Genomic DNA, 20,686 nt, shown 5'->3' with positions numbered 1-20,686 from the left:
TCATGAAAGAATCAATTAATTTGGAAGATTATATAGGTTTAAGTATTAAAAAATGCTATAGACTCTTTTATGAAGAATTTTCCGAATCTGTTCCTGATTATCTAAAACATCAAGAGACAGATGGTTCTTTATGTCTAATTTTTTCAAATAATGAAGTTATAGAAATAACTCCACTTACAGAAGATTTTTCAATAAATGTTAAGAAATTAAATATTGATTATATTTTAGATTGTAAAGAGTTAAAAGATGTGTCAAATAATGATTTTTGGAAAAAATATATAAATAAGAAAATAGAATTAATAGAATTATTATCAAATGGAATCCAAATTAAATTTTATGATTCAAATAAAATTGAAATATTATATCTTTCTGAAACAGAATATACATTTGATAGCTTAATTATTAGAGAAAAACCACCGCTACCGCCCGAATCCTTTCGGGTGGTCAAAGAGAGTAAAAAATAAAAGGTTATAAAGAACACGCTTACGGGCGTGTTTTTTTGTGGGTTATAAGTTTGCAAGGTTTTGCAAATTATCTTTTAATTTTTTCTTAGCTAGAGCCATATCAATAAGTTTTAATAAAGCTTGTTTTTCTTCTTCTTCGAGAGAATCTAAAATTTTCACTTTTTCAAGTAATGGTAAATTAACTACTTCAATATCATCACTTTTAAAAAACTCAATCAAGGGCACATTAAACACACTAGCTATTTTTTTCTAATGTAGGTATGGTAGGCATTACTTTACCGTTTTCAATCAAAGAGTATTGTCCTTGTGGTATTCCTACACTAATAGAAATCTCTTTTGAGAAAGCTTTTTTGACTTTCTTAATCGTTGTATATTCTCTGCTATAATAGAGTTGGTAGTACTCATATACTTTAAATTATAGTTCAAAACTAATAATTAAGATTAAAATATACAACAAAGAATAATTTTGTTTGTATTTTATATATTTTTAAATATGTATTTGTAATGATTTAAAATATATGTTTAAACGTAAAAAATATATTTATGCAAAACAATTTCAACACCACCAACCACTACCACTACCTCTACGAAACCAAACACCTCAAAATATCCATATTAGGAGGAATTAGGTTCAATAATTTAGAAGCCTTACGAGTAACACTCGGCATACAAAAAGTAAAGTCAGAACAAGTTTTAAGACAAAACATTGATTTATACAATGACACCAGTATAGAGAAATTGACTAGGAAAGTAGCGGAAAGATTAGAAATAGGCACCACCATAGTAAGACGAGATTTAGACAGCTTAACCAATGAACTAGAAAACTACAGACTGCAAGAAGTAGAAAACCAAGGCAAACAATACCAAAAGCAAGTAAAAGTACTCACAGAAAAGGAAATCAAACAAGCAAAGGAATTTTTAGCACAAGAAAATTTAATAGCAAATACACAAGAATTAATTGGTAAAAGCGGAGTAATCGGAGAAGAAATCAACCGCTTGTTAATGTACTTAATCTTTACCTCAAGAAAAACCAACAATCCATTACATTGTATATCATTAGGTAGTAGCGGAGCAGGAAAAACACATTTACAGTCAAAAGTCGCAGAACTCATCCCCGAAGAAGATAAAATAGAAATGACCGTTTTATCAGCCAATGCCTTTTATTACTTCAATAGAACAGAACTACAAAACAAACTAATCTTAATCGAAGATTTAGACGGAGCAGAGAGTGTATTGTATCCACTTCGAGAACTACAATCAAAGAAAAAAATCACAAAAACGTTGTTCATAAAGACAAAAAAGGCACTACTCAAACCATCCATTTAACGGTGGAAGGTCCTGTAAGTGTGAGTGGTTGTACTACACAAGAAAGCATCTACGAGGATAATAGTAATCGAAGTTTTTTATTATACATCGATGAAAGCCAGGAGCAGGATGAAAAAATTATGTTCTACCAGCGTGCCGTGTCAGCAGGACAAATCAATTATGAAGAAGAAATACAAACTAAAATGTTACTTCAAAATGCACAAAGACTACTCAAAACCATAACGGTAAGAAATCCTTTTGCAATGCACTTAACACTCCCTCAATCTGTATTTAAACCAAGAAGAACCAACGCTCATTATTTACAATTTATAGAAGCCATTACCTTTTACAAACAATACCAAAAGTTCCACCATATCGACAAAGAAACAGGAGAGGAATACATAGAAACATCAGTAGAGGACATACAAAAAGCCAACGAACTCATTAAAGAAGTATTACTTAGAAAAAGCGATAGTTTATCAGGAGCGTGCAGAAACCATTTAGAAAACCTAAAAGAATATTTAAATCAAAGTAACCAAACCCAATTTTCCAATAGCGAAATAAGAAGAAATTTAAGAGTAAAAGAAACCACACTTAGACGATACAACACACAATTATTACTAGAAAACTACATTAGAAAAGTAAAGAATAAAGTAGGTAAATCAAATTGTTATGAAGTAGTAAATATAGATGAATACAAAGACTTGAAAGACTTAATAAATAAAGCATTACAAGATTGTATGACACAAATACAACTCGCCAACTCGCCACAAACTAACCTTACTCAAAAAACGAAGTCAATAAAAACAAAATCAACTAGTTAAGTGTAAGAAGTAAAAATAATCCAAAAAATAACATACACCAAAAAATAATTATTAACCATAAACAAAATTCCCCCTTTGGGGGTTAGGGGGCTTATGAAAAATTTAGTATTAAAAACGAAAGCTATCGAGAAATACACAAGGATTTTAAAAACTGGTTAGACATACTGGGTTATGCCGAGAGTACACAAAAAAGTTTACCCAATCACCTCAAAGAGTTTTTTCATTACTTGGAAGAATATAACATCAATCAAATAAGCTTAATTACAGTACAAAATATAAAAGACTACTACGAATATTTAAAAAAAAAGAGACAATCAAACAAGAGATGGAGGACTCTATAAAGCCTATCTAAACAAGCACATACAAGCCTTATTTAAGTTTAACGATTATCTAAAAGAACACAGTGCCAAAGCTTTACCGATACATCTAAAGCGAGAAGAATAAAGCCAAAGAGACAGTTTACAAATCCTCACCCAAGAAGAAATCAAACAATTATTTAAAGCCACCAATAACAGTAATGGGCAGGAAAGAATTAGAAAAAGGGACAAAGTGATACTGGTATTGTTATACAGTTGCGGACTACGAAGAAACGAAGCCATAAACCTTGAAATCAAAGATATTCTATTCGATAAAGAACGGATTTATGTTAGAAAAGGAAAGAATTATAAAGAAAGATATGTGCCAATAAACCAGTACAATCTGAAAATTATTGAAGAATACATTTACGACTTTAGACCAACTTTTTACAATTATAAACAAACCGAATATCTATTAATCAATTACAGAGGGACACAGTTATTAGGACAAACACTATGCAACAGATTAAGAGCCATAGAAAAAGCAAGCGGTATTAGGGAAAGCCCCTCCTATGGAGGGGTTGGGGAGGCTCACACCGCATATACTACGCCACTCAATAGCAACGCATTTACTCGAAAAAGGTGCCAACATCGAAACCATCAGTCAATTTTTAGGGCATAGTTCTTTAGAAAGCACACAAATTTATACCCACTTATTAGAAGATAAATCAAAAGAAAAAGGCAATGAACAACTTCATACATTACTTAGAGAAAAACGGCTACAGCAACAAGAGTTTTCCAATATTCCAAAGGGCTATCGCTCGCCTAGATATATGGATGAATAATTTTGGAACTACTAAAGAAAGCATAGATTACAAAACATTCTTAAAATACATCGAACAGCTTAAAAAAACAGGAATAAAAACCAACACTTTACAAAGCTACATTGGGAACTTAAAAATATACTTCAACTACTTACAAGAAGAAAATTACAGAGTAGATAATCCAATAGAAACAATCAACATCAAAGGAAAAGTAAAAACAGTACTAGGACATTTATTAACAGCAGACGAGTTAGAGGATTTATATTATAGTTACGAAACTACAGCCAATGATCTAGCCAGAAAACGAAACAAAATTATTATAGGATTATTGGTTTATCAAGGTTTACACACCAAGGAATTACAACACTTAAAAGAAGAACACGTAGAACTTTACAAAGGCAAAATACACATTCCACAAACCACAAAAACCAACGCAAGAACATTAGAATTAAAACCGTGGCAACTAATGGAAATGATGGAGTATATACAACAAATCCGCCCCAACCTGTCATTGCGAGGAACGAAGCAATCTCTTAAAAACCAACAGCCAACAACTGATAATTTATTTTTTTCAAGCTACGGAAATACGAACATCAGCAACGTATTAAAAAAGTTAAGCGATGAACTAAAACTAATCAATTACAATTATCAAAATGCTATCCAAATTAGAAATAGCGTGATAGTAAACTGGCTTAAAATCCACAACTTAAGAAAAACACAATATCTTGCAGGACATAGATATATCAGCAGTACAGAAAGGTATCAGCAAGACAATTTAGAAGAACTTCACGAAATGATAAACACTTTTCACCCAATCAAATAATCTTCCAAAGAAAGGCAATCAAGCGGTCTCCCTCCGGTCGTTCTCTTTGTTCCGCTCGGCTGTTCCAGTCGTTCGTTCCTCTCTCCGTTCCACAGTCCACAAGCAAACCAGTATATAAAACCACTCCGAAAAAAGAGCCGTTTTATATACTGGTTCGCTTGTCCTCGTCTTCACACGTTCACTTCCATCGGTCGTCGGGGCTATTACATCTGCAAGACCGCAAAAACTCCGCAAGCTACGTTTTGCCGTCTTTTGCATCTGTCGCCCCTTGTTAATATGGCGGTTGCTCCCTGTACTCTCAGTACGCCCTGCAAGGTGTGGCAGAGCCACTAGCCGAATATTTTGTAACGCTTCGCTATACTTCAGGGCTATGCTTTCAGCACACTGCGCCACATTGCTCCTCGTCGTGCCTCCTCGTCCGCATTCCGTGTCGCAGGCTTCGGTACATTGCCGCAACACCGCCACATCGCTCCTCGGTAAGTAAAAAGGCTTTTTTATACCACTAAACGCATAACGCCTTTTTACTTCCCTGCGGTGCTTGGGGGTGTTAATGTAGAACCGCAAAACTGCTCCGCAAGCTCCGCAGGGCTCATTTTTAAAGAAGATTGCCTTTTAATGTGTATCGTTCCATAAGAGAATTAACCGACTGGCAATCTTCTTTAAAAATCGAGCTACGGTTGACTAAAGAACCTGCCGACTACAAGCAAACACTCAAAGACTGTTTTGTACCTGCCTTGTTTAACCGATTAAAAAAACGATTTAAAGCATTACGATTGATAAAAAAGAAATTAAAGAAACTGTATAGCTATTTTAGTAAAATCATCAAAAACTGTATAGCTATTTTAGTACAATTATTTTTTAAGGATTATATATGGATGTCCCGTAGATGTCCCGAGGATAAGCCCACCATATTCCCACTAGAGCCGACTTTTTTCTCATCGATATAAAAAGGATATAAGCAAGATGTCTTATAGCAGAAAGTACCCACAAATACCAATATCACGCATTTATAAGCTATTTAAGCAACGATTGTCTTTTTTATACCAAACAATACTGCATATGTGTAAAAACGTTATCTTTGAGGACATATATAAGTAAACGTTCTTTTAAAATAGTGACTTTAGTAGGTAATAAGGCAAGCAGGAAAATTTTTTTTACTGGTTTTGTCAGAAAAGACATACCCAAAGTAGTGGCAACCCTAGTAAAAAACGCATAAATTATTATCCTTTTGGCCAGTTGGTGCCTAATAGACACGGTAGCTCAGAATCATATCGTTACGGCTTCCAAGGTCAGGAAAAAGATGATGAGTTAAAAGGGGAAGGGAACTCACTCAACTATACTTTTAGAATGCACGATCCACGAGTGGGTAGGTTTTTTGCGGTTGATCCGTTGGAAGAAAATTTCCCTTGGAATTCTCCATATGCATTTAGTTGTAATAGGGTTATTGATATGTTAGAACTTGAGGGAGCTGAAACTAAAGATGTAGCAGATGCTTTGGTTACGACAAAAAATGCAGTAGAACTTTCAAAATTCACATATGATGACGCTATTAAAATGGTGTCAAAAACAGCGAATAAAACTCCAAAATCTGGTTGGACCAATTTTCTTAAAGGTTTAGGTTTAGCTACTTCTTTACTAAGTGATTATATGAGTCCAAATTTTGGAAGGACAAGTGAAATTACAGAGAGGTATATAAAGTTTGATTATGGTACATTGAAAATTACTGAGCGACCAAGTGGAACATCTTTCTTATTTACACCTATTAATAGTAAAGATAAAGCATACAATCCAAGTCCTCTTGAAGTTTTCACAAATGATCCTTCAAAATTAGATGATAGTTATTTAGCAGGAGTTATACAAAGAGTCAATGATGGAAAAGCTAGATATTCTGATCAAAACTATTTAAAGGAAGCAATTAAAAGGCACAGTGCTCTTAAATCAGAAGATGGCGGATATCTTATATATGAAAATCCGGGTCATCATGATCCTAGTGGAGGTAGGTTGCCATATAATTCTTCAAAAAGCGTTCTTCCAAAAAATCATGAAAATTTGTGGTTAGAGAGTAAAGCCGATCCAAAGAATGAAAATGTTAGATGGACAAAAGAAGGAAAAGGAAAAAAAGCAATTTATCATCGCTTCCAATCAGATGGGAATGGAAATTGGCATTGGAATGGATCAACAGATGGTAGGACAAAAGGAGGACAACCTAGACAAATACCAATAGACCAAGTGCCTAATCAAATACAGAAATCATGAAATTAATTGGAAATAAAGAAGAGTTTGCTGTTCAATATGAAATAACCGACAAACAAAATTGGATGGGATATTCGAAGGTTTGGTTTGGAGACAACCCTATTGGTACAGATGAAGATATTATCTATATAAAAGGATATTTAATTAAAGGACTTGAAAAAATAGGCAATTCGTATGATATTGACATGGATTATGACTACGAAAAAGAGACACTTTTTAAGAAGTTAGAACAACGATTAAAAAATTCTAATGATGATCAAATAAGAAAATATTTAGTAATATTTGGCACTTTTTGTGATGATTTTACTATATTTTCATTTCTTATTGAAGATGAGATAAATATTATTTGGAAATTAAATTCGAATGACACTCCATTTACAGATTTGAGTAATTTAGACTTATCTGTTAATCATTTTAAAATTAAAAAAACTTCATATTTAGAAAAATTAAGAGCAATTAAATTAGGAATGTTTCCAGATGGAGCAGGAACCCAGCTCTCCGAAGTGTGAGCCAAAATTTTAAGATGCTTCTGCTACGCAAACGTCCCCCGCTACCGCCCGAATCCTTTCGGGTGGTCAAAGAGTAAAAAATAAAAGGATATAAAGAACACGCTTACGGGCGTGTTTTTTTGTGGGTTATAAGTTTGCTAGGTTTTGCAAATTATCTTTAAGTTTTTTCTTTGTAATCAAAGAATCTATAAGTGTATAAATAGATTTTTTTTCATCTTCATTGAGAGAATCCAAGTGTTGTAGTTTTTCAATCAATGTTTTATCGTAGGTGTTTACATCATCAAAAATTTCATCAGCTCTAAAGAGTTCAGATAATGTAACATTTAAAGCATTAGCAATTTTATTTATAGTACCAAAAGAAGGGTCGGTTTTACCGCCTTCAATACGGCTGTATTGTGGTTGTGGCATATCTAGTAGTCCTGCTAGTTCTTTTTGTGAAAGTCCTTTAGCTTCTCTTACTTTTTTGAGTGTATCTCCTAAATTCATTGAAATATACTTTATTAGTTAACAAATGTATGTTTTAACAACTTATAAAGCAATATCGGTTTGAAAATATTTATTTAATATATCTTATATGTTATATTTTAATATATTTGCGGTTATAACTTATATAGCAAATAATATTTTATGCAAAACAATCTCAACACATCAAGCCCCAACCACTACATCTACGAAACCAAACACCTAAAAATCTCCATATTAGGCGGTATCAGGTTCAACAATTTAGAAGCTCTACGAGTAACATTAGGAATACAAAAAGTAAAAACAGAGCAAGTTTTAAGACAGAATATTGATTTATACAACGACACAAGTATAGAAAAACTAACCAGAAAAGTAGCCGAGCGACTAGAAATAGGTACTACCATCGTAAGACGAGATTTAGATCAGTTAACCAACGAACTGGAAAACTACAGATTACAGGAAGTAGAAAACCAAAACAAACAATACGAAAAACAAGTAAAAGTATTAACTGAAAAAGAAATCAAACAAGCAAAGGAATTTTTAGCACAAGAAAATTTAATTGAACAAACACAGGAATTAATAGGGAAAAGCGGAGTAATCGGAGAAGAAATCAACCGCTTGTTAATGTACTTAATCTTTACCAGCAGGAAAACCAACAATCCGTTACATTGTATCTCTTTGGGAAGTTCGGGAGCAGGAAAAACACATTTACAAAGTAAAGTCGCAGAACTCACCTGATACCGCCTAATATGGCTATTTTTAAGTGTTTGGTTTCGTAGAGGTAGTGGTTGGGGTTTGATGTGTTGAGATTTGACATATATAAAAATATTTGTGGTTAATTTAACAACTCCAAAAATAAATAAAAGTTTTTATTAAAGAAACTTATTTGTTTTTATTTTTGATACAATTTGCAAAATATAGCTATTTTAAATACTTTTGAGCTATGGATTTAGCAGAGAACATAAAAAACATACGAGAACAAAAAAAACTCAAGCAAATTGAGGTTGCCAATCATATTGGCGTAGACAAGTCGGCTTATAGCAAGATTGAAAAAGGGATGAGAAGTTTAGCTGTAGAAGAGCTACAAAAAATGGCACAACTTTTTGAAATGACTACCGACCAAATAATTAACTTTGACGGTGGTATCCCGCAAGAGATTACCATAGAAGATAAAACAGAAGTTGAACAAATTAAACTTATTCAACAACTGGAAGAAGAAGACAAGCAAACTATCTTCAAATTAGTAGATAAAATGCTTACTAATAAGAAATTCAAAGATTTCTTCGCTAAAAATATAGCCACACTTTAATTGTAAAAAGATGAACGCACAGCAATTACAAAACGATAAATTACACATCATTAACTGGATTACCGAGTTACAAGACGATTCTTTAGTAGAAAAAATAAAAGAGTTAATGCGTAGTTCTAAAGAAACCTTTTTAACTAACGAGCAAAAAACCGCTATCGACCAAGCTTTTGAATCGATGCAACTAAAAGGAACAAGTTCACACAATACCGTAATGGAAGAAACTAAAAAACGTTTTCCTCATTTATACAACCGATAAACGATGAGAAAAATTCTATGGTCTGAACCTGCTAAACTAGATTATTGGGACAATATTGATTACCTACAACGTGAATGGACACTAGCCGAAGTATATACTTTTATGGATAAAACCACCGAAGTTTTAGAATTATTAGCCAAAGAAAATCTAAATTTTAAACCTACCAATTACAAAGATACTTTTCAAGTACCTATAGTAAAACAAATTACACTTTACTACTACATAAACCAAAACAACGATATTGAACTCCTTCGTTTTTGGAATAATTATCAAAATCCTAATAGATTAACTTTATAAAACAACAAAACCAGCTGTGATGCTGGTTTTGTGTTTATTAAGGGACGCTTTTTGCTAAAATTATCGTGGAAATTACAGTGCTTCCATCTGGTAGGATTTAGGAGCGGTGCTCGGTTCTTATTAATTCTTCTCTATATCCATTTTCCAGTTTTTATTTAATGGAATCACTTTATAATTTAGAGACTCATCAATATTCAGGTAGTTGTGTTCACAAAAACGATACACATAATAATATTGCCTAGACGATGTTGAATTAATCTCAAAAAATAACTCATATGGAAATTTATTTTCCTGACAAGGATTATTATTATAAATATTCACAAGTCTAATATTTGTATTTTTTAATATAGTCTTTAGTGAAGAATCATAGTAAATATTATTTTTTTGATAATTTTTATCACTTAAAATCACTTTGACATTCTCATTTTTAGTAAAATATTTTGAGGCTATATAAGCGATAGAATTATCAAATTTACTGGAATTTTTGTTGAAATTATCAACATTGTTTTTTTCAATTTGTTTTTCATCTCTATCACAAGAAACAAGAAAAGATATGAACCCAAAAACTATACCGTATATAAATACTTTTTTATTTATCTTCTCTAACATCTTTCCAGTCTCCTAAATTATCTGATGGTTCATAATCTTGCTTTTCTCCTCCTTTTTAAGATGTTCTTGATATTCATCTTTATAATATTCAAAAGCTCTTTTTCTTTCAGTTTTATCAACTTTTAAAACTTTTTCCTTATTTCTCCCCGCCGTTATAGCCTTTTGCTCGTGGGGTTCATCATTTCTTCCTCGAGTTTCTAATTCAGCAATCGTATTTGCATCCAAAATAACTCCCGCTTCTTCCAAAATCATACCCCATAAATAATTCCCTACTTCGTTAGCATTATATGCAACACCGTCAATACCTATTAAACTATTTTCATCTATACCCATTAAATCATAAATACTATTTTTAAAATCTAGTAATTTAGATTTAGATTTCCAAGGACTAGCATTAGATTCGTGAATAACAGTTTGTTCTTTACTGTCAGTACCTCCAAAAACTTCAAAAACAAAATCAGCATAACCCAAAATTGCAGACAAATCTTTGTCATTTAAAGTCTTTATCCCACTGAAGTTTCCATTAAAATCATCTTTTCTACCTCTGTCTCTTCCTGTAGTAGTTTCATAACTATTGGCTCTATATTTATTACCATTAACTACCATAAATATCACTTCATTTCTTCTTTTAGTATTGTTGATAGTTAAATCAGCTCCTATGATTTTCATTTTAGAACTACCCCTAATAGTTTGATAGGAAAAAGTGGTTACCGCTTCTTCTAATCCTTCTAGTTCCCTGTACTGTATAGGTTTGTTACCACTAAAACTATATGGCGAATAATGAGGATATTCTTTTGTCAACGGGTCAACAGCAAAAAACCTTCCCACCCTTGGGTCGTGTCCTCTATAAGTGAAGTTTATGTAGTTCCCTTCACCTTTTAACTCGTCATCTTTTTCCTGTCCTTGGAAGCCGTAACGGTAGTCTTTACTGTATCCGTGCCTATTAGGAACGAGCGAACCAAAAGGATAATAATTTATGCGTTTTTTACTAGGGTTACCACTACTTTGGGTATGTCTTTTCTGACAAAATCGTTAAAAAATTTTTCCGCTTGCCTTACCTCTAACTACAACTGTTTTTTTAAAGAACGTCTTGTATTGCTACATTCCAAATATATAAAAATCCGTTTATTTATCCTTTATCCATTGGCAAGTATTTACTATTCTTCGAGTGTTTACCTGTAGTTTACAGGTACTTTAGCCTTATGGTGCTCGATTTTTTTGAAAGAAAAAAAAAAAGAGAGTTTCATTTTTAAGAAAAAGCCTCTTTGGCTTTCTTCTAAAAAAATGAGCAAACAACCGAAGGGCGTTAGTCTGCGTAACGTTTAACACCCCCAAGCACCGCAGGGAAGTAAAAAAGGCGTTAGGCGATTAGTGGTATAAAAAAGCCTTTTTACTTACCGAGGAGCGAAGTGGCGGTGTTGTGGCAATGTACCGAAGCCTGCGACACGGGATGCGGACGAGGAGGAACGACGAGGAGCAATGTGGCGCAGTGTGCTGAAAGCATAGCCCTGAAGCGTAACGCAGTGGAGCAAATCTATTTCGGCGTAGCTTCGCTACACCTTGCAGGGCGTACTGAGAGTACAGGGAGCAACCGCCACAACACGGCGAGCGTTGGACGTGTTCCTTGATTTAGGTGAAGCGAAGCGGAACACACTAAAAACTATAACGGACAAAATAGCGAAGCGTGAACGACGCAGAGAGTGTGTGCAAGGAAGAACGAGAACGGAGCTTGTAAAAGCGACTGGAAGTGATGACTGGAACAAAGCGAGCCAGGAGTGAACACCTATTGATGGCTCTACATTGGAAGATTATTTGATTGGATGAAAGACACTATCCTACAAAGTGTGTAAGTTAAAAAGTTTAGGCTTGGATTTTATAATCATAAGTGTTCGAAACCTTAAATTTTATAATTTTACAAGAAACTATGCAAGTTTCGGAAGTGTTAAATTATATTCCAAAAGAGGAATTAGAAAGATTATCATTAAAGTACAAGGTTGATTACCAAGTTAAAAAGCTCAATGGGCAAACGATGTTTCAACTTTTACTTTTTTCAATGCTAAATGTAAAAAATAATAGCCTGAGGGTTATGGAGGAATTTTATCATTCATTAGCATTTAAAAGTATTGCAAACAATAGTTTTGACGGAGTAAAATACAATTCGATAAGAGACCGATTAGTTACTATAAATCCGTGTTATTTCGAAGCAATTTTCAAAAGTTGCTTGAAACAATTTCAAAATAAATATCTTAATAAAAAGCACAACATCATTGCTTTCGACTCTACTTTAGTCAGTATTTCTTCTAAATTATTTGAAGAAGGAATGCAGATTAACAAACAAGGAGATAAAAGATTTGTGAAATTTAGTATGGCTTTTTCGAATGTTCCTATACACTCAAAGATATTTACAGAACAAGCTTTCGTTTCTGAAGATTTTGCTTTAAAAGATTTGATAAATGAATGTCCCCTAAGTCCAGAAAATATATTGGTCTTTGACCGCGGACTTCAGGCAAGAAGTGCATTTGAAAGTTTTAATAACCAGAATTTTATTTTTGTTACTCGTCTTAATAATTATACTCGATTTGATATAGTTGAGGAATTTAAAATAGTTCAAAACGAAACAGAAAGATTATATATTGAAAGAGATTTGAAGGTCATATTGTTTGATAAACGAAATAAAAAAACAACTTCATTTTTAAGGTTAATCATTGCAAGAGAAAAGGAAAGTAATGAAATATTCTATTTTTTAAGTAATAGTAATGACCTGACTTCTAAAGAGATTGTCGATATTTACAAAAAGCGATGGGAGATTGAAGTGTTTTTTAAATTTATAAAACAAAACTTAAACTTTAGTCATTTGATTTCTAGGAATCTAAACGGAATAAAGGTTGTTATGTATATGACTTTGATAATGGCGATCCTTTTGACAGTTTATAAAAAACTAAACAATCTAAAAGGGTACAAAATACCAAAACTAAAATTTGCTAACGAGTTAGAAGTATTAATCATCAAAGATATTGTGGAAAAATGCGGTGGAAACCCAAATCAAGTTGAGGATATTTTCAAACCAAAATAGGGTTTCGAACACTTATGATTTTATAATCTGAGCCTTTTTTCAAATATAAGATTAAATTGGTTTAAAACAATACCCCAATTTTGTATTGGCATCGACCATTTTTTAGTTGCTTCTTTTAAGGCAAGGTAAACCGATTTTATTACCGCCTCATCTGTTGGAAACGACATTTTGTTTTTGGTGTACTTGCGAATTTTCCCATTAAGATTTTCAATTAAATTTGTGGTATAAATAATTTTGCGGATTTCTAACGGGAAGTCAAAAAAGATGGTTAATTCGTCCCAATTTTCCCTCCAAGATTTGATAGCATATCCATATTTAGATTCCCATTTTTGAGCAAAATCTTCTAGAGCTAACTCGGCGGCTTGTTTTGTTGGTGCTGTATAGACTAGTTTCATGTCGGTTGTAAATTGCTTTTTATCTTTCCATACGACATATCTACAAGCATTTCTTATTTGGTGAACCACACAAATCTGTGTTTGTGATTCAGGAAAAACAGAACGTATGGTTTGAGTAAATCCGTTTAAATTATCGGTAGCCGTTATTAAAATATCTTCCACTCCGCGGGCTTTTAAATCGGTTAAAACACTCATCCAGAAGCTTGAACTTTCATTCTTACCTAACCACATACCAAGAACTTCTTTTCGTCCTTCATGATTAAGTCCTACTGCTAAATAGATAGTTTTATTGATTACTTTTGAGTTTTCACGAACTTTGAAAACAATTCCATCCATCCAAACAATTAAGTAAACTTCATCTAATGGTCTGTTTTGCCAGGTTACTATCTCACTTGCTACTGCATTAGTAATTCTTGAAATGGTAGAAGTTGAAATGTCAAAATTATACATTTCTTTGATTTGCTCTTCAATATCACTAACACTCATTCCTTTAGCATAAAATGAAATGATAACATTCTCTAAACCATCAATAATATTATGTCTTTTAGGGACTAAAACAGGTTCAAAACTACCTTCTCTATCTCTTGGGACTTTAATTTGATCTTCTCCAAAGGAAGTCTTAATCTTCTTGGTTCCATGACCATTACGATAATTGCCGTCAGAGGTTTTTTGATGTTTTTCGGTATCTAAGTGAGCATCTAGTTCGGCATTGAGCATGTGTTCTACTGCTCGTTTATGCATTTGCTTAAAAAAGGAAGATAAATCTTCTCCATTTTTAAAGGATTTAAAAAAAATCCTTGTTGTTTAATAAGTCTTCTTTGTCTATCATAACTATGTAAATATATAAAACGTTAAAAAGTTATTTCCGAAAAATTTTAGCTCTTTTAAGCGAGCTAATTTTTCAGAATAACTTTTTAACTTACACAGTTTGTGTTATACTGCCAAGAAAAGCAATCAAGCGGTCTCCCTCCAGTCGTTCTCTTTGTTCCGCTCGGCTGTTCCAGTCGTTCAGTTTGCTTCGTACCTCGCAATGACTGCTCTCCGTTGCACAGTCCACAAGCAAACCAGTATATAAAACCACTCTGATTGCTTCGTGCCTCGCAAGAGCCGTTTTATATACTGGTTCGCTTGTCCTCGTCTTCACACGTTCACTTCCATCGGTCGTCGGGGCTATTACATCTGCAAGACCGCTCCCCACGCACCATCCAACGCCAAGCCGTCTTTGCATCTGTCGCCCCTTGTTAATATGGCGGTTGCTCCCTGTACTCTCAGTACGCCCTGCAAGGTGTAGCAAAGCTACGCCGAAATAGATTTGCTCCACTGCGTTACGCTTCAGGGCTATGCTTTCAGCACACTGCGACACATTGCTCCTCGTCGTTCCTCCTCGTCCGCATCCCGTGTCGCAGGCTTCGGTACATTGCCGCAACACCGCCACATCGCTCCTCGGTAAGTAAAAAGGCTTTTTTATACCACTAAACGCATAACGCCTTTTTACTTCCCTGCGGTGCTTGGGGGTGTTAATGTAGAACCGCAAAACTGCTCCGCAAGCTCCGCAGGGCTCATTTTTAAAGAAGATTGCCTTTTAATGTGTATCGTTCCATAAGAGAATTAACCGAATGGCAATCTTCTTTAAAAATCGAGCTACGGTTGACTAAAGAACCTGCCGACTACAAGAAAACACTCAAAGACTGTTTTGTACCTGCCTTGTTTAACCGATTAAAAAAACGATTTAAAGCATTACGATTGATAAAAAGAAATTAAAGAAACTGTATAGCTATTTTAGTAAAATCATCAAAAACTGTATAGCTATTTTAGTGCAATTATTTTTTAAGGATTATATATGGATGTCCCGTAGATGTCCCGAGGATAAGCCCACCATATTCCCACTAGAGCCGACTTTTTCTCATCGATATAAAAAAATATAAGCAAGATGTCTTATAGCAGAAAGTACCCACGAATACCAATATCACGCATTTATAAGCCATTTAAGCAACGATTGTCTTTTTTATATCAAACAATACTGTATATATGTAAAAACGTTATCTTTGAGGACATATATAAGTAAACGTTCTTTTAAAATAGTGACTTTAGTAGGTAGTAAGGCAAGCAGGAAAATTTTTTTACTGGTTTTGTCAGAAAAGACATACCCAAAGTAGTGGCAACCCTAGTAAAAAACGCATAAATTATTATCCTTTTGGTTCGCTCATTCCAAACCGCCACGGCTCAAGCACAGCTTACCGTTACGGCTTCCAAGGACAAGAAAAAGATGACGAGTTAAAAGGGGAAGGGAATTCTTTAAATTATACTTTTAGAATGCACGACCCAAGAGTGGGTAGGTTTTTTGCTACTGACCCCCTTGAAAAAAAGTTTCCTTTTTATTCACCATATCAATTTAGTTCAAACAGTCCAATATCAGCTGTTGAGTTAGAGGGATTGGAAACAAGTGATAATAAAAATAAAAATGAAACTAAAGAACTTTCTGCAGGAGAAAATATGCTAGTGACTTTCTTTAAGTTTTTAAATACTATTTCTACAGTTACTGGTAATAATAAATATGATAATAATACAGGTGACGGATATATAGCTAACTCATTGACGGGAAGTGTTAAAGGTCTTACAGATATTTCTTTATTTGCCTTGGGAACTTATGATCTTGCAAAAAATGGAATTGGAGGAACTAGTGTAGATGATCAAATTGATTTTTCTCTCAGTAATCCTTTGAAAAACTTATCTTTTAGTGGATTAAAGAAGCCTTCATTTGGTAATTTTAATTTAAAGTTTCCGAAAATTTTTAATACAACTTTGAGCAAACTTTCTAAATTAACATTAGATGGTTGGGAAAGAGCTATGGGAGGTGGAAGAGCTTGGGGGAGAGTTGACGGAGAACAAATAGGTTTTTATACTTTTTCATTTAAAAAGGGATTGCAAATTGACTTGAATATTCCTAAACGACTACAGGGATTAGGATATGGTTCTAAATTTTTCTCAGAAGCTCTTAAAGAAACTGAAGCAGAAATGTTTACAGCAACTTGGGTTAGAAGTTCAATATATGAAAGCACAACTTCAACTGGGTCTTCTGTAAATTTAACAAGATATGAAGCTGCATTGAAGAATGGTGCTACTCAAGAACAAGCTGCGTTTAAAACTTGGTCGGGTCAGCAAGCTGCTAAGCACGGTTTTAAAAGTGTGACTGTAAGAGAAATAGAAAATGGTATAGAAGCAACATTTACGAGACAATAAATTATGCTTAAAAAAGTTAAAATATATAATGTTTTTAGAGACTTAAATCATAATGACAGGCTAATATTAGCTTGTAAGATTGTTGATGGTGTTATTGAAATTGGCGATACACTTTTAACTAAGTCTGGACAAATGATAAAAATAATAGATGTAGAATTAAACCCCTCATATAATGAAGCTAATTTGATTATAAATTCAAATACACTTGATAAAAAAAATATAAAACTAAGTGAATTAATTAATAAAGAGATAAAGATTTGTTCAGATGACTTCAATACCCCCAGCTAGTCCAAGCGTCTCTAAATAATCGAGTTCGATAACTATGGTTTTTCCAAATAATAATTGTTAAACTTTTCGATTATTTTTTGCGAATAATTCAATAACTTTATCTTGAAAAAACACAATAAGTCTTGCGAAGGGTAAGGAGTTTTTTACTTCTTACCTTTCAAAAGAAAATTTATATGTTTTTGATTAAGCTGCTTTTCTTTCGTATAGCTTATTATCTCTTACACAGGCGCAAATTCGGTGTACTAATTTGTTCCTAATATTATTTATTACTAGCATTTTGTTTTTGCCTTCAGCTACTTTTCTTTCAAAATACTCTTTGAGTTCACCTTTTGCTGAAATACAAGAAAGCGCACACATATGCAACTGTTTTTTGAGTGTTTTATTAGCCATATAATGGACTTTGGGTTTTGCTCTTACACTTTTTCCAGAGCTGTATTCAAAAGGTACCACACCGCAATAACAAGCTAATTGCCTTGGGTTTTCATACATTGTGAACTCATTGGTAAAACAAATCAACAACAAAGCGGTTATTTTTCCAACTCCAACAACTGAAGTTGCTTTTTCATATAAATTAGAAAGTTTTTCATCATCTTCGATGACTTTATCCAATTCTTTTTCAATGTTTTTTAAATCTTTCTCTATTCCTTGAATGGTTGTTTTGGAATATTTTTCATTTAGCTTAGCCAGTTCTGGCTCAAAACTTTTGAGTTCATTGGTGTTTTTAACTAACAAGGCTTTGGTTTTTACCAAATGATCTCTAAGAGTCAGTAACTTTCTAATTTTATCAATTACTTTTCTTGGTGGTTGATAAAACTGGGCTTCTTCTTGATTTTTCATCGCATAATAGGCTATTCTTCCAGCATCTATTTTGTAATTCTTACCTCTTTGAACTCCTAAACTGCGAATAATTTTTAAAGACATTTCAACCCAAACAGAGAACTCTTTATCAAGCAAATGGGGGATAATTATTTTGCCATATAAACCTGTATGTTCAAGGCAAACTAAGGTGTTTTTCGCATTAGATTGATTGGATTTCAACCAAGCTATCAATTCTTTTAAACCTTTGCTATCATTAGTAAACTGATTGTGAATGCTGTTGTTTTTATCACCATTCAAAATCACTACTGCATCAAAATATTCTTTTGACACGTCGATTCCTAGAAAATTACTAAATTTACTCATAGAAAAAGATTTTAAAATTAGCAACCAAGTTATTGAATCTTCTATCCAAGCCTTGATAATAGTCCTTTATGACTGAATAACTATTTGATGCTGATTCAATAAAACTGACAAAGTCCTGATCGAGGGATAAGCCTAAAATCTTTGCGGCGCGAATGGTTTACTTTGTCAGTTTTGGTTGTTATTAAATTTACGAATTTTTCAAAGAACAAATCTAAAAGGCTAGTTCGAGCTTCCAGCTCGGACAGACAAAGAGAGTAAAAAATAAAAGGATATAAAGAACACGCTTACGGGCGTGTTTTTTTGTGGGTTATAAATACTGTTTTTATAACTTAAAATACATATTTACAAGGCTAAAAATATGTATTAAAAGGTAAAAAAAATTTTTAAGAAAGTTGTTTTTGTATATCTTTTTGAAAAACAAAGGCTTTAAGCATAGTTTTGATACTACTTATCTCTTCTTGATTTAAATACTGGATTTTATGAAAAAGTTGTAATAGTTCATCATCATTAATCTTGTTATTTATAATTTGCTCATTAGAACCATAAATCAAGGCATCTGTAGAAACCTCTAGAGCATCAGCAATCTTTTTGGCAACATCAATAGTTGGCGAAGTTAAATTACGTTCGTATCGTGAGATATGAGTGGCGTGAACATCAATCATTTTAGCTAAATCTCCTTGTGAAATATCTTTATCCGAACGTATTTTTTTTAGGTTATCTCCAAATGACATAAGTGTACTGTTAATAGGTTTAAATAACAAAAATGCTTTACAAAAGTAGTTATTTATAGACAAAAAATATATCGTGTTGAAAAATATAAACAATTAGTATATTTTTATATAAACAAAAAATATATATTTGTAGTCAAATATGATTATTTAAAACTTATGAACAATTTAAACACCACCAACCCCAACCACTACATTTTTGAAACCAAACACTTAAAAATAGCCATTTAGACGGTATCAGATTCAACAATTTAGAAGCCTTACGAGTAACATTAGGAATACAAAAACTAAAAAGCGAACAAGTTCTAAGGCAGAATATAGATTTATACAACGACACCAGTATAGAGAAATTGACTAGAAAAGTAGCAGAGCGATTAGAAATAGGCACCACCATAGTAAGACGGGATTTAGACAGCTTAACCAACGAACTGGAAAATTACAGATTACAAGAAGTAGAAAGAACAGTCGAAAGTCAAAAGTCGAAAGTCAAAAGTTTAACTGAGAAAGAGATTAAACAAGCAAAGGAATTTTTAGCATAAGAAAATTTAATAGCAAATACACAAGAATTAATTGGAAAAGCGGAGTAATCGGAGAAGAAATCAACCGCTTGTTAATGTACTTAATCTTTACCTCAAGAAAAACCAACAATCCGTTACATTGTATAAGTCTTGGAAGTAGCGGAATAGGAAAAACACATTTACAGTCAAAAGTCGCAGAACTCATCCCCGAAGAAGATAAAATAGAAATGACCGTTTTAAGTGCAAACGCCTTTTATTACTTCAATCGTACGGAATTACAAAACAAACTGATTTTAATTGAAGATTTAGACGGAGCAGAAAGTGTACTCTATCCACTTCGTGAATTACAATCAAAGAAAAAAATTACCAAAACATTAGTACATAAAGATCAAAAAGGCACTACTCAAACCATCCATTTAACGGTGGAAGGTCCTGTAAGTGTGAGTGGTTGTACTACACAAGAAAGCATCTACGAGGATAATAGTAATCGAAGTTTTTTATTATACATCGATGAAAGCCAGGAGCAGGATGAAAAAATTATGTTCTACCAGCGTGCCGTGTCAGCAGGACAAATCAATTATGAAGAAGAAATACAAACTAAAATGTTACTTCAAAATGCACAAAGACTACTCAAAACCATAACGGTAAGAAATCCTTTTGCAATGCACTTAACACTTCCTCAATCCGTCTTTAAACCTCGAAGAACCAACGCCCATTATTTACAATTTATAGAAGCCATTACCTTTTACAAACAATACCAAAAGTTCCACCACATCGACAAAGAAACAGGAGAGGAATATATAGAAACATCAGTAGAAGATATACAAGAAGCCAACGAACTCATCAAAGAAGTGTTACTTAGAAAAAGCGATAGTTTATCAGGAGCGTGCAGAAACCATTTAGAAAACCTAAAAGAATATTTAAATCAAAGTAATCAAACTCAATTTTCCAATAGCGAAATAAGAAGAAATTTAAGAGTAAAAGAAACCACACTTAGACGATACAACACACAATTATTACTAGAAAACTAG

At 33.1% G+C, this 20,686-nt stretch carries 24 protein-coding genes; 17 read left to right on the top strand and 7 right to left on the bottom strand.

Features of this window, described 5'->3' with window-relative positions; genetic code table 11:
* The first annotated feature begins 2 nt into the window (after positions 1 to 2).
* Positions 3 to 464 (top strand): hypothetical protein, encoded by a 462-nt coding sequence (locus JJC03_RS03820; protein ID WP_235874027.1) that lies wholly within the window; start codon positions 3 to 5, stop codon positions 462 to 464.
* A gap of 42 nt (positions 465 to 506) precedes the next feature.
* Here JJC03_RS03820 and JJC03_RS03815 read toward each other — a convergent pair whose 3' ends face one another.
* On the bottom strand, positions 507 to 698 hold the full coding sequence (locus tag JJC03_RS03815) for a hypothetical protein (RefSeq protein WP_235874410.1): 192 nt from the start codon (positions 696 to 698) through the stop codon (positions 507 to 509).
* A 309-nt stretch (positions 699 to 1,007) separates the two neighbouring features.
* Between JJC03_RS03815 and JJC03_RS03810 the strand changes: the two genes are divergently transcribed.
* From JJC03_RS03810 to JJC03_RS03780, 7 genes are all read left to right on the top strand, one after another.
* The gene (locus tag JJC03_RS03810) at positions 1,008 to 1,790 is read left to right on the top strand and encodes an MTBMA_p00010-related P-loop-containing protein (protein ID WP_235874026.1); all 783 of its coding nucleotides are present in this window, start codon (positions 1,008 to 1,010) and stop codon (positions 1,788 to 1,790) included.
* A gap of 20 nt (positions 1,791 to 1,810) precedes the next feature.
* Complete coding sequence (locus JJC03_RS03805; RefSeq protein WP_235874025.1) at positions 1,811 to 2,593, top strand: hypothetical protein; 783 nt, start codon at positions 1,811 to 1,813, stop codon at positions 2,591 to 2,593.
* A gap of 465 nt (positions 2,594 to 3,058) precedes the next feature.
* Positions 3,059 to 3,571: a tyrosine-type recombinase/integrase gene (locus JJC03_RS03800; protein ID WP_235874334.1), complete on the top strand. Its 513-nt coding sequence runs from the start codon at positions 3,059 to 3,061 to the stop codon at positions 3,569 to 3,571.
* On the top strand, positions 3,462 to 3,734 hold the full coding sequence (locus JJC03_RS18625) for a tyrosine-type recombinase/integrase (protein ID WP_235874014.1): 273 nt from the start codon (positions 3,462 to 3,464) through the stop codon (positions 3,732 to 3,734). The genes JJC03_RS03800 and JJC03_RS18625 overlap by 110 nt, the downstream gene beginning before the upstream one ends.
* Positions 3,727 to 4,536, top strand: a complete 810-nt coding sequence (locus JJC03_RS03790; protein ID WP_235874024.1) for a tyrosine-type recombinase/integrase — start codon at positions 3,727 to 3,729, stop codon at positions 4,534 to 4,536. Before JJC03_RS18625 ends, JJC03_RS03790 begins: the two co-directional genes overlap by 8 nt.
* A gap of 1,212 nt (positions 4,537 to 5,748) precedes the next feature.
* Complete coding sequence (locus JJC03_RS03785; RefSeq protein ID WP_258932576.1) at positions 5,749 to 6,792, top strand: RHS repeat domain-containing protein; 1,044 nt, start codon at positions 5,749 to 5,751, stop codon at positions 6,790 to 6,792.
* Entirely contained in the window at positions 6,789 to 7,298 is a 510-nt protein-coding gene (locus JJC03_RS03780; RefSeq protein WP_235874022.1) for an Imm42 family immunity protein, read from the top strand. The genes JJC03_RS03785 and JJC03_RS03780 overlap by 4 nt, the downstream gene beginning before the upstream one ends.
* Positions 7,299 to 7,424: 126 nt before the next feature.
* Here JJC03_RS03780 and JJC03_RS03775 read toward each other — a convergent pair whose 3' ends face one another.
* Positions 7,425 to 7,784: a helix-turn-helix domain-containing protein gene (locus JJC03_RS03775; protein ID WP_235874021.1), complete on the bottom strand. Its 360-nt coding sequence runs from the start codon at positions 7,782 to 7,784 to the stop codon at positions 7,425 to 7,427.
* Between the two features lie 141 nt (positions 7,785 to 7,925).
* Here JJC03_RS03775 and JJC03_RS03770 point away from each other — a divergent pair, with 141 nt between their 5' ends.
* The 4 genes from JJC03_RS03770 to JJC03_RS03755 all read left to right on the top strand — a co-directional run bounded on the left by JJC03_RS03770 (position 7,926) and on the right by JJC03_RS03755 (position 9,622).
* Positions 7,926 to 8,498, top strand: coding sequence for a hypothetical protein (locus JJC03_RS03770; protein ID WP_258932166.1), 573 nt, complete (start codon positions 7,926 to 7,928; stop codon positions 8,496 to 8,498).
* A gap of 205 nt (positions 8,499 to 8,703) precedes the next feature.
* Positions 8,704 to 9,069 (top strand): helix-turn-helix domain-containing protein, encoded by a 366-nt coding sequence (locus JJC03_RS03765; RefSeq protein ID WP_103714222.1) that lies wholly within the window; start codon positions 8,704 to 8,706, stop codon positions 9,067 to 9,069.
* 10 nt (positions 9,070 to 9,079) lie between these two features.
* On the top strand, positions 9,080 to 9,325 hold the full coding sequence (locus tag JJC03_RS03760) for a hypothetical protein (protein WP_103714224.1): 246 nt from the start codon (positions 9,080 to 9,082) through the stop codon (positions 9,323 to 9,325).
* 3 nt (positions 9,326 to 9,328) lie between these two features.
* The gene (locus JJC03_RS03755) at positions 9,329 to 9,622 is read left to right on the top strand and encodes a type II toxin-antitoxin system RelE/ParE family toxin (protein WP_235874020.1); all 294 of its coding nucleotides are present in this window, start codon (positions 9,329 to 9,331) and stop codon (positions 9,620 to 9,622) included.
* 120 nt (positions 9,623 to 9,742) lie between these two features.
* Here the strand turns inward: JJC03_RS03755 and JJC03_RS03750 are convergent, their stop codons facing one another.
* Both JJC03_RS03750 and JJC03_RS03745 read right to left on the bottom strand, forming a co-directional pair.
* A complete protein-coding gene (locus JJC03_RS03750) occupies positions 9,743 to 10,231 on the bottom strand; it encodes a hypothetical protein (protein WP_235874019.1) in 489 nt (162 codons plus the stop codon).
* A 12-nt stretch (positions 10,232 to 10,243) separates the two neighbouring features.
* Positions 10,244 to 11,209 (bottom strand): RHS repeat domain-containing protein, encoded by a 966-nt coding sequence (locus JJC03_RS03745; RefSeq protein WP_235874333.1) that lies wholly within the window; start codon positions 11,207 to 11,209, stop codon positions 10,244 to 10,246.
* Between the two features lie 946 nt (positions 11,210 to 12,155).
* On the opposite strand from JJC03_RS03745, the gene JJC03_RS03740 reads away from it, so the two are divergent.
* A complete protein-coding gene (locus JJC03_RS03740; protein ID WP_235873494.1) occupies positions 12,156 to 13,304 on the top strand; it encodes an IS4 family transposase in 1,149 nt (382 codons plus the stop codon).
* A 20-nt stretch (positions 13,305 to 13,324) separates the two neighbouring features.
* Here JJC03_RS03740 and JJC03_RS03735 read toward each other — a convergent pair whose 3' ends face one another.
* Positions 13,325 to 14,494 (bottom strand): IS256 family transposase, encoded by a 1,170-nt coding sequence (locus JJC03_RS03735; RefSeq protein WP_235874332.1) that lies wholly within the window; start codon positions 14,492 to 14,494, stop codon positions 13,325 to 13,327.
* A 1,383-nt stretch (positions 14,495 to 15,877) separates the two neighbouring features.
* On the opposite strand from JJC03_RS03735, the gene JJC03_RS03730 reads away from it, so the two are divergent.
* A complete protein-coding gene (locus JJC03_RS03730) occupies positions 15,878 to 16,939 on the top strand; it encodes an RHS repeat-associated core domain-containing protein (protein ID WP_235874331.1) in 1,062 nt (353 codons plus the stop codon).
* A gap of 3 nt (positions 16,940 to 16,942) precedes the next feature.
* Positions 16,943 to 17,227, top strand: coding sequence for a hypothetical protein (locus tag JJC03_RS03725; RefSeq protein ID WP_235874018.1), 285 nt, complete (start codon positions 16,943 to 16,945; stop codon positions 17,225 to 17,227).
* Positions 17,228 to 17,410: 183 nt separating this feature from the next.
* Here the strand turns inward: JJC03_RS03725 and JJC03_RS03720 are convergent, their stop codons facing one another.
* Entirely contained in the window at positions 17,411 to 18,409 is a 999-nt protein-coding gene (locus JJC03_RS03720) for an IS110 family RNA-guided transposase (RefSeq protein WP_235873460.1), read from the bottom strand.
* 383 nt (positions 18,410 to 18,792) lie between these two features.
* On the bottom strand, positions 18,793 to 19,140 hold the full coding sequence (locus JJC03_RS03715) for a helix-turn-helix domain-containing protein (protein WP_235874017.1): 348 nt from the start codon (positions 19,138 to 19,140) through the stop codon (positions 18,793 to 18,795).
* Positions 19,141 to 19,487: 347 nt separating this feature from the next.
* Between JJC03_RS03715 and JJC03_RS03710 the strand changes: the two genes are divergently transcribed.
* Positions 19,488 to 19,676: a hypothetical protein gene (locus tag JJC03_RS03710; RefSeq protein ID WP_235874016.1), complete on the top strand. Its 189-nt coding sequence runs from the start codon at positions 19,488 to 19,490 to the stop codon at positions 19,674 to 19,676.
* A gap of 74 nt (positions 19,677 to 19,750) precedes the next feature.
* Positions 19,751 to 20,686 carry an MTBMA_p00010-related P-loop-containing protein gene (locus tag JJC03_RS03705; RefSeq protein WP_235874012.1) on the top strand — a complete coding sequence of 312 codons (936 nt, stop codon included), beginning with the start codon at positions 19,751 to 19,753 and terminating at the stop codon, positions 20,684 to 20,686.

Source organism: Flavobacterium oreochromis (genome assembly GCF_019565455.1).
In the GTDB taxonomy this organism is placed as follows: domain Bacteria; phylum Bacteroidota; class Bacteroidia; order Flavobacteriales; family Flavobacteriaceae; genus Flavobacterium; species Flavobacterium oreochromis.
Note: the sequence above shows the minus strand (reverse complement) of the source record. Positions and strands in the feature narration are given on the sequence as shown.

Excerpts from the sequence above, each read along its gene's own strand:
- JJC03_RS18625 (WP_235874014.1), top strand. The coding sequence starts at position 3,462 with ATGGAGGGGTTGGGGAGGCTCACACCGCATATACTACGCCACTCAATA.
- JJC03_RS03715 (WP_235874017.1), bottom strand. The coding sequence starts at position 19,140 with ATGTCATTTGGAGATAACCTAAAAAAAATACGTTCGGATAAAGATATT.
- JJC03_RS03725 (WP_235874018.1), top strand. The coding sequence starts at position 16,943 with ATGCTTAAAAAAGTTAAAATATATAATGTTTTTAGAGACTTAAATCAT.
- JJC03_RS03750 (WP_235874019.1), bottom strand. The coding sequence starts at position 10,231 with ATGTTAGAGAAGATAAATAAAAAAGTATTTATATACGGTATAGTTTTT.
- JJC03_RS03760 (WP_103714224.1), top strand. The coding sequence starts at position 9,080 with ATGAACGCACAGCAATTACAAAACGATAAATTACACATCATTAACTGG.
- JJC03_RS03765 (WP_103714222.1), top strand. The coding sequence starts at position 8,704 with ATGGATTTAGCAGAGAACATAAAAAACATACGAGAACAAAAAAAACTC.
- JJC03_RS03720 (WP_235873460.1), bottom strand. The coding sequence starts at position 18,409 with ATGAGTAAATTTAGTAATTTTCTAGGAATCGACGTGTCAAAAGAATAT.
- JJC03_RS03775 (WP_235874021.1), bottom strand. The coding sequence starts at position 7,784 with ATGAATTTAGGAGATACACTCAAAAAAGTAAGAGAAGCTAAAGGACTT.
- JJC03_RS03810 (WP_235874026.1), top strand. The coding sequence starts at position 1,008 with ATGCAAAACAATTTCAACACCACCAACCACTACCACTACCTCTACGAA.
- JJC03_RS03790 (WP_235874024.1), top strand. The coding sequence starts at position 3,727 with ATGAATAATTTTGGAACTACTAAAGAAAGCATAGATTACAAAACATTC.
- JJC03_RS03770 (WP_258932166.1), top strand. The coding sequence starts at position 7,926 with ATGCAAAACAATCTCAACACATCAAGCCCCAACCACTACATCTACGAA.
- JJC03_RS03755 (WP_235874020.1), top strand. The coding sequence starts at position 9,329 with ATGAGAAAAATTCTATGGTCTGAACCTGCTAAACTAGATTATTGGGAC.
- JJC03_RS03705 (WP_235874012.1), top strand. The coding sequence starts at position 19,751 with ATGTACTTAATCTTTACCTCAAGAAAAACCAACAATCCGTTACATTGT.
- JJC03_RS03740 (WP_235873494.1), top strand. The coding sequence starts at position 12,156 with ATGCAAGTTTCGGAAGTGTTAAATTATATTCCAAAAGAGGAATTAGAA.
- JJC03_RS03820 (WP_235874027.1), top strand. The coding sequence starts at position 3 with ATGAAAGAATCAATTAATTTGGAAGATTATATAGGTTTAAGTATTAAA.
- JJC03_RS03780 (WP_235874022.1), top strand. The coding sequence starts at position 6,789 with ATGAAATTAATTGGAAATAAAGAAGAGTTTGCTGTTCAATATGAAATA.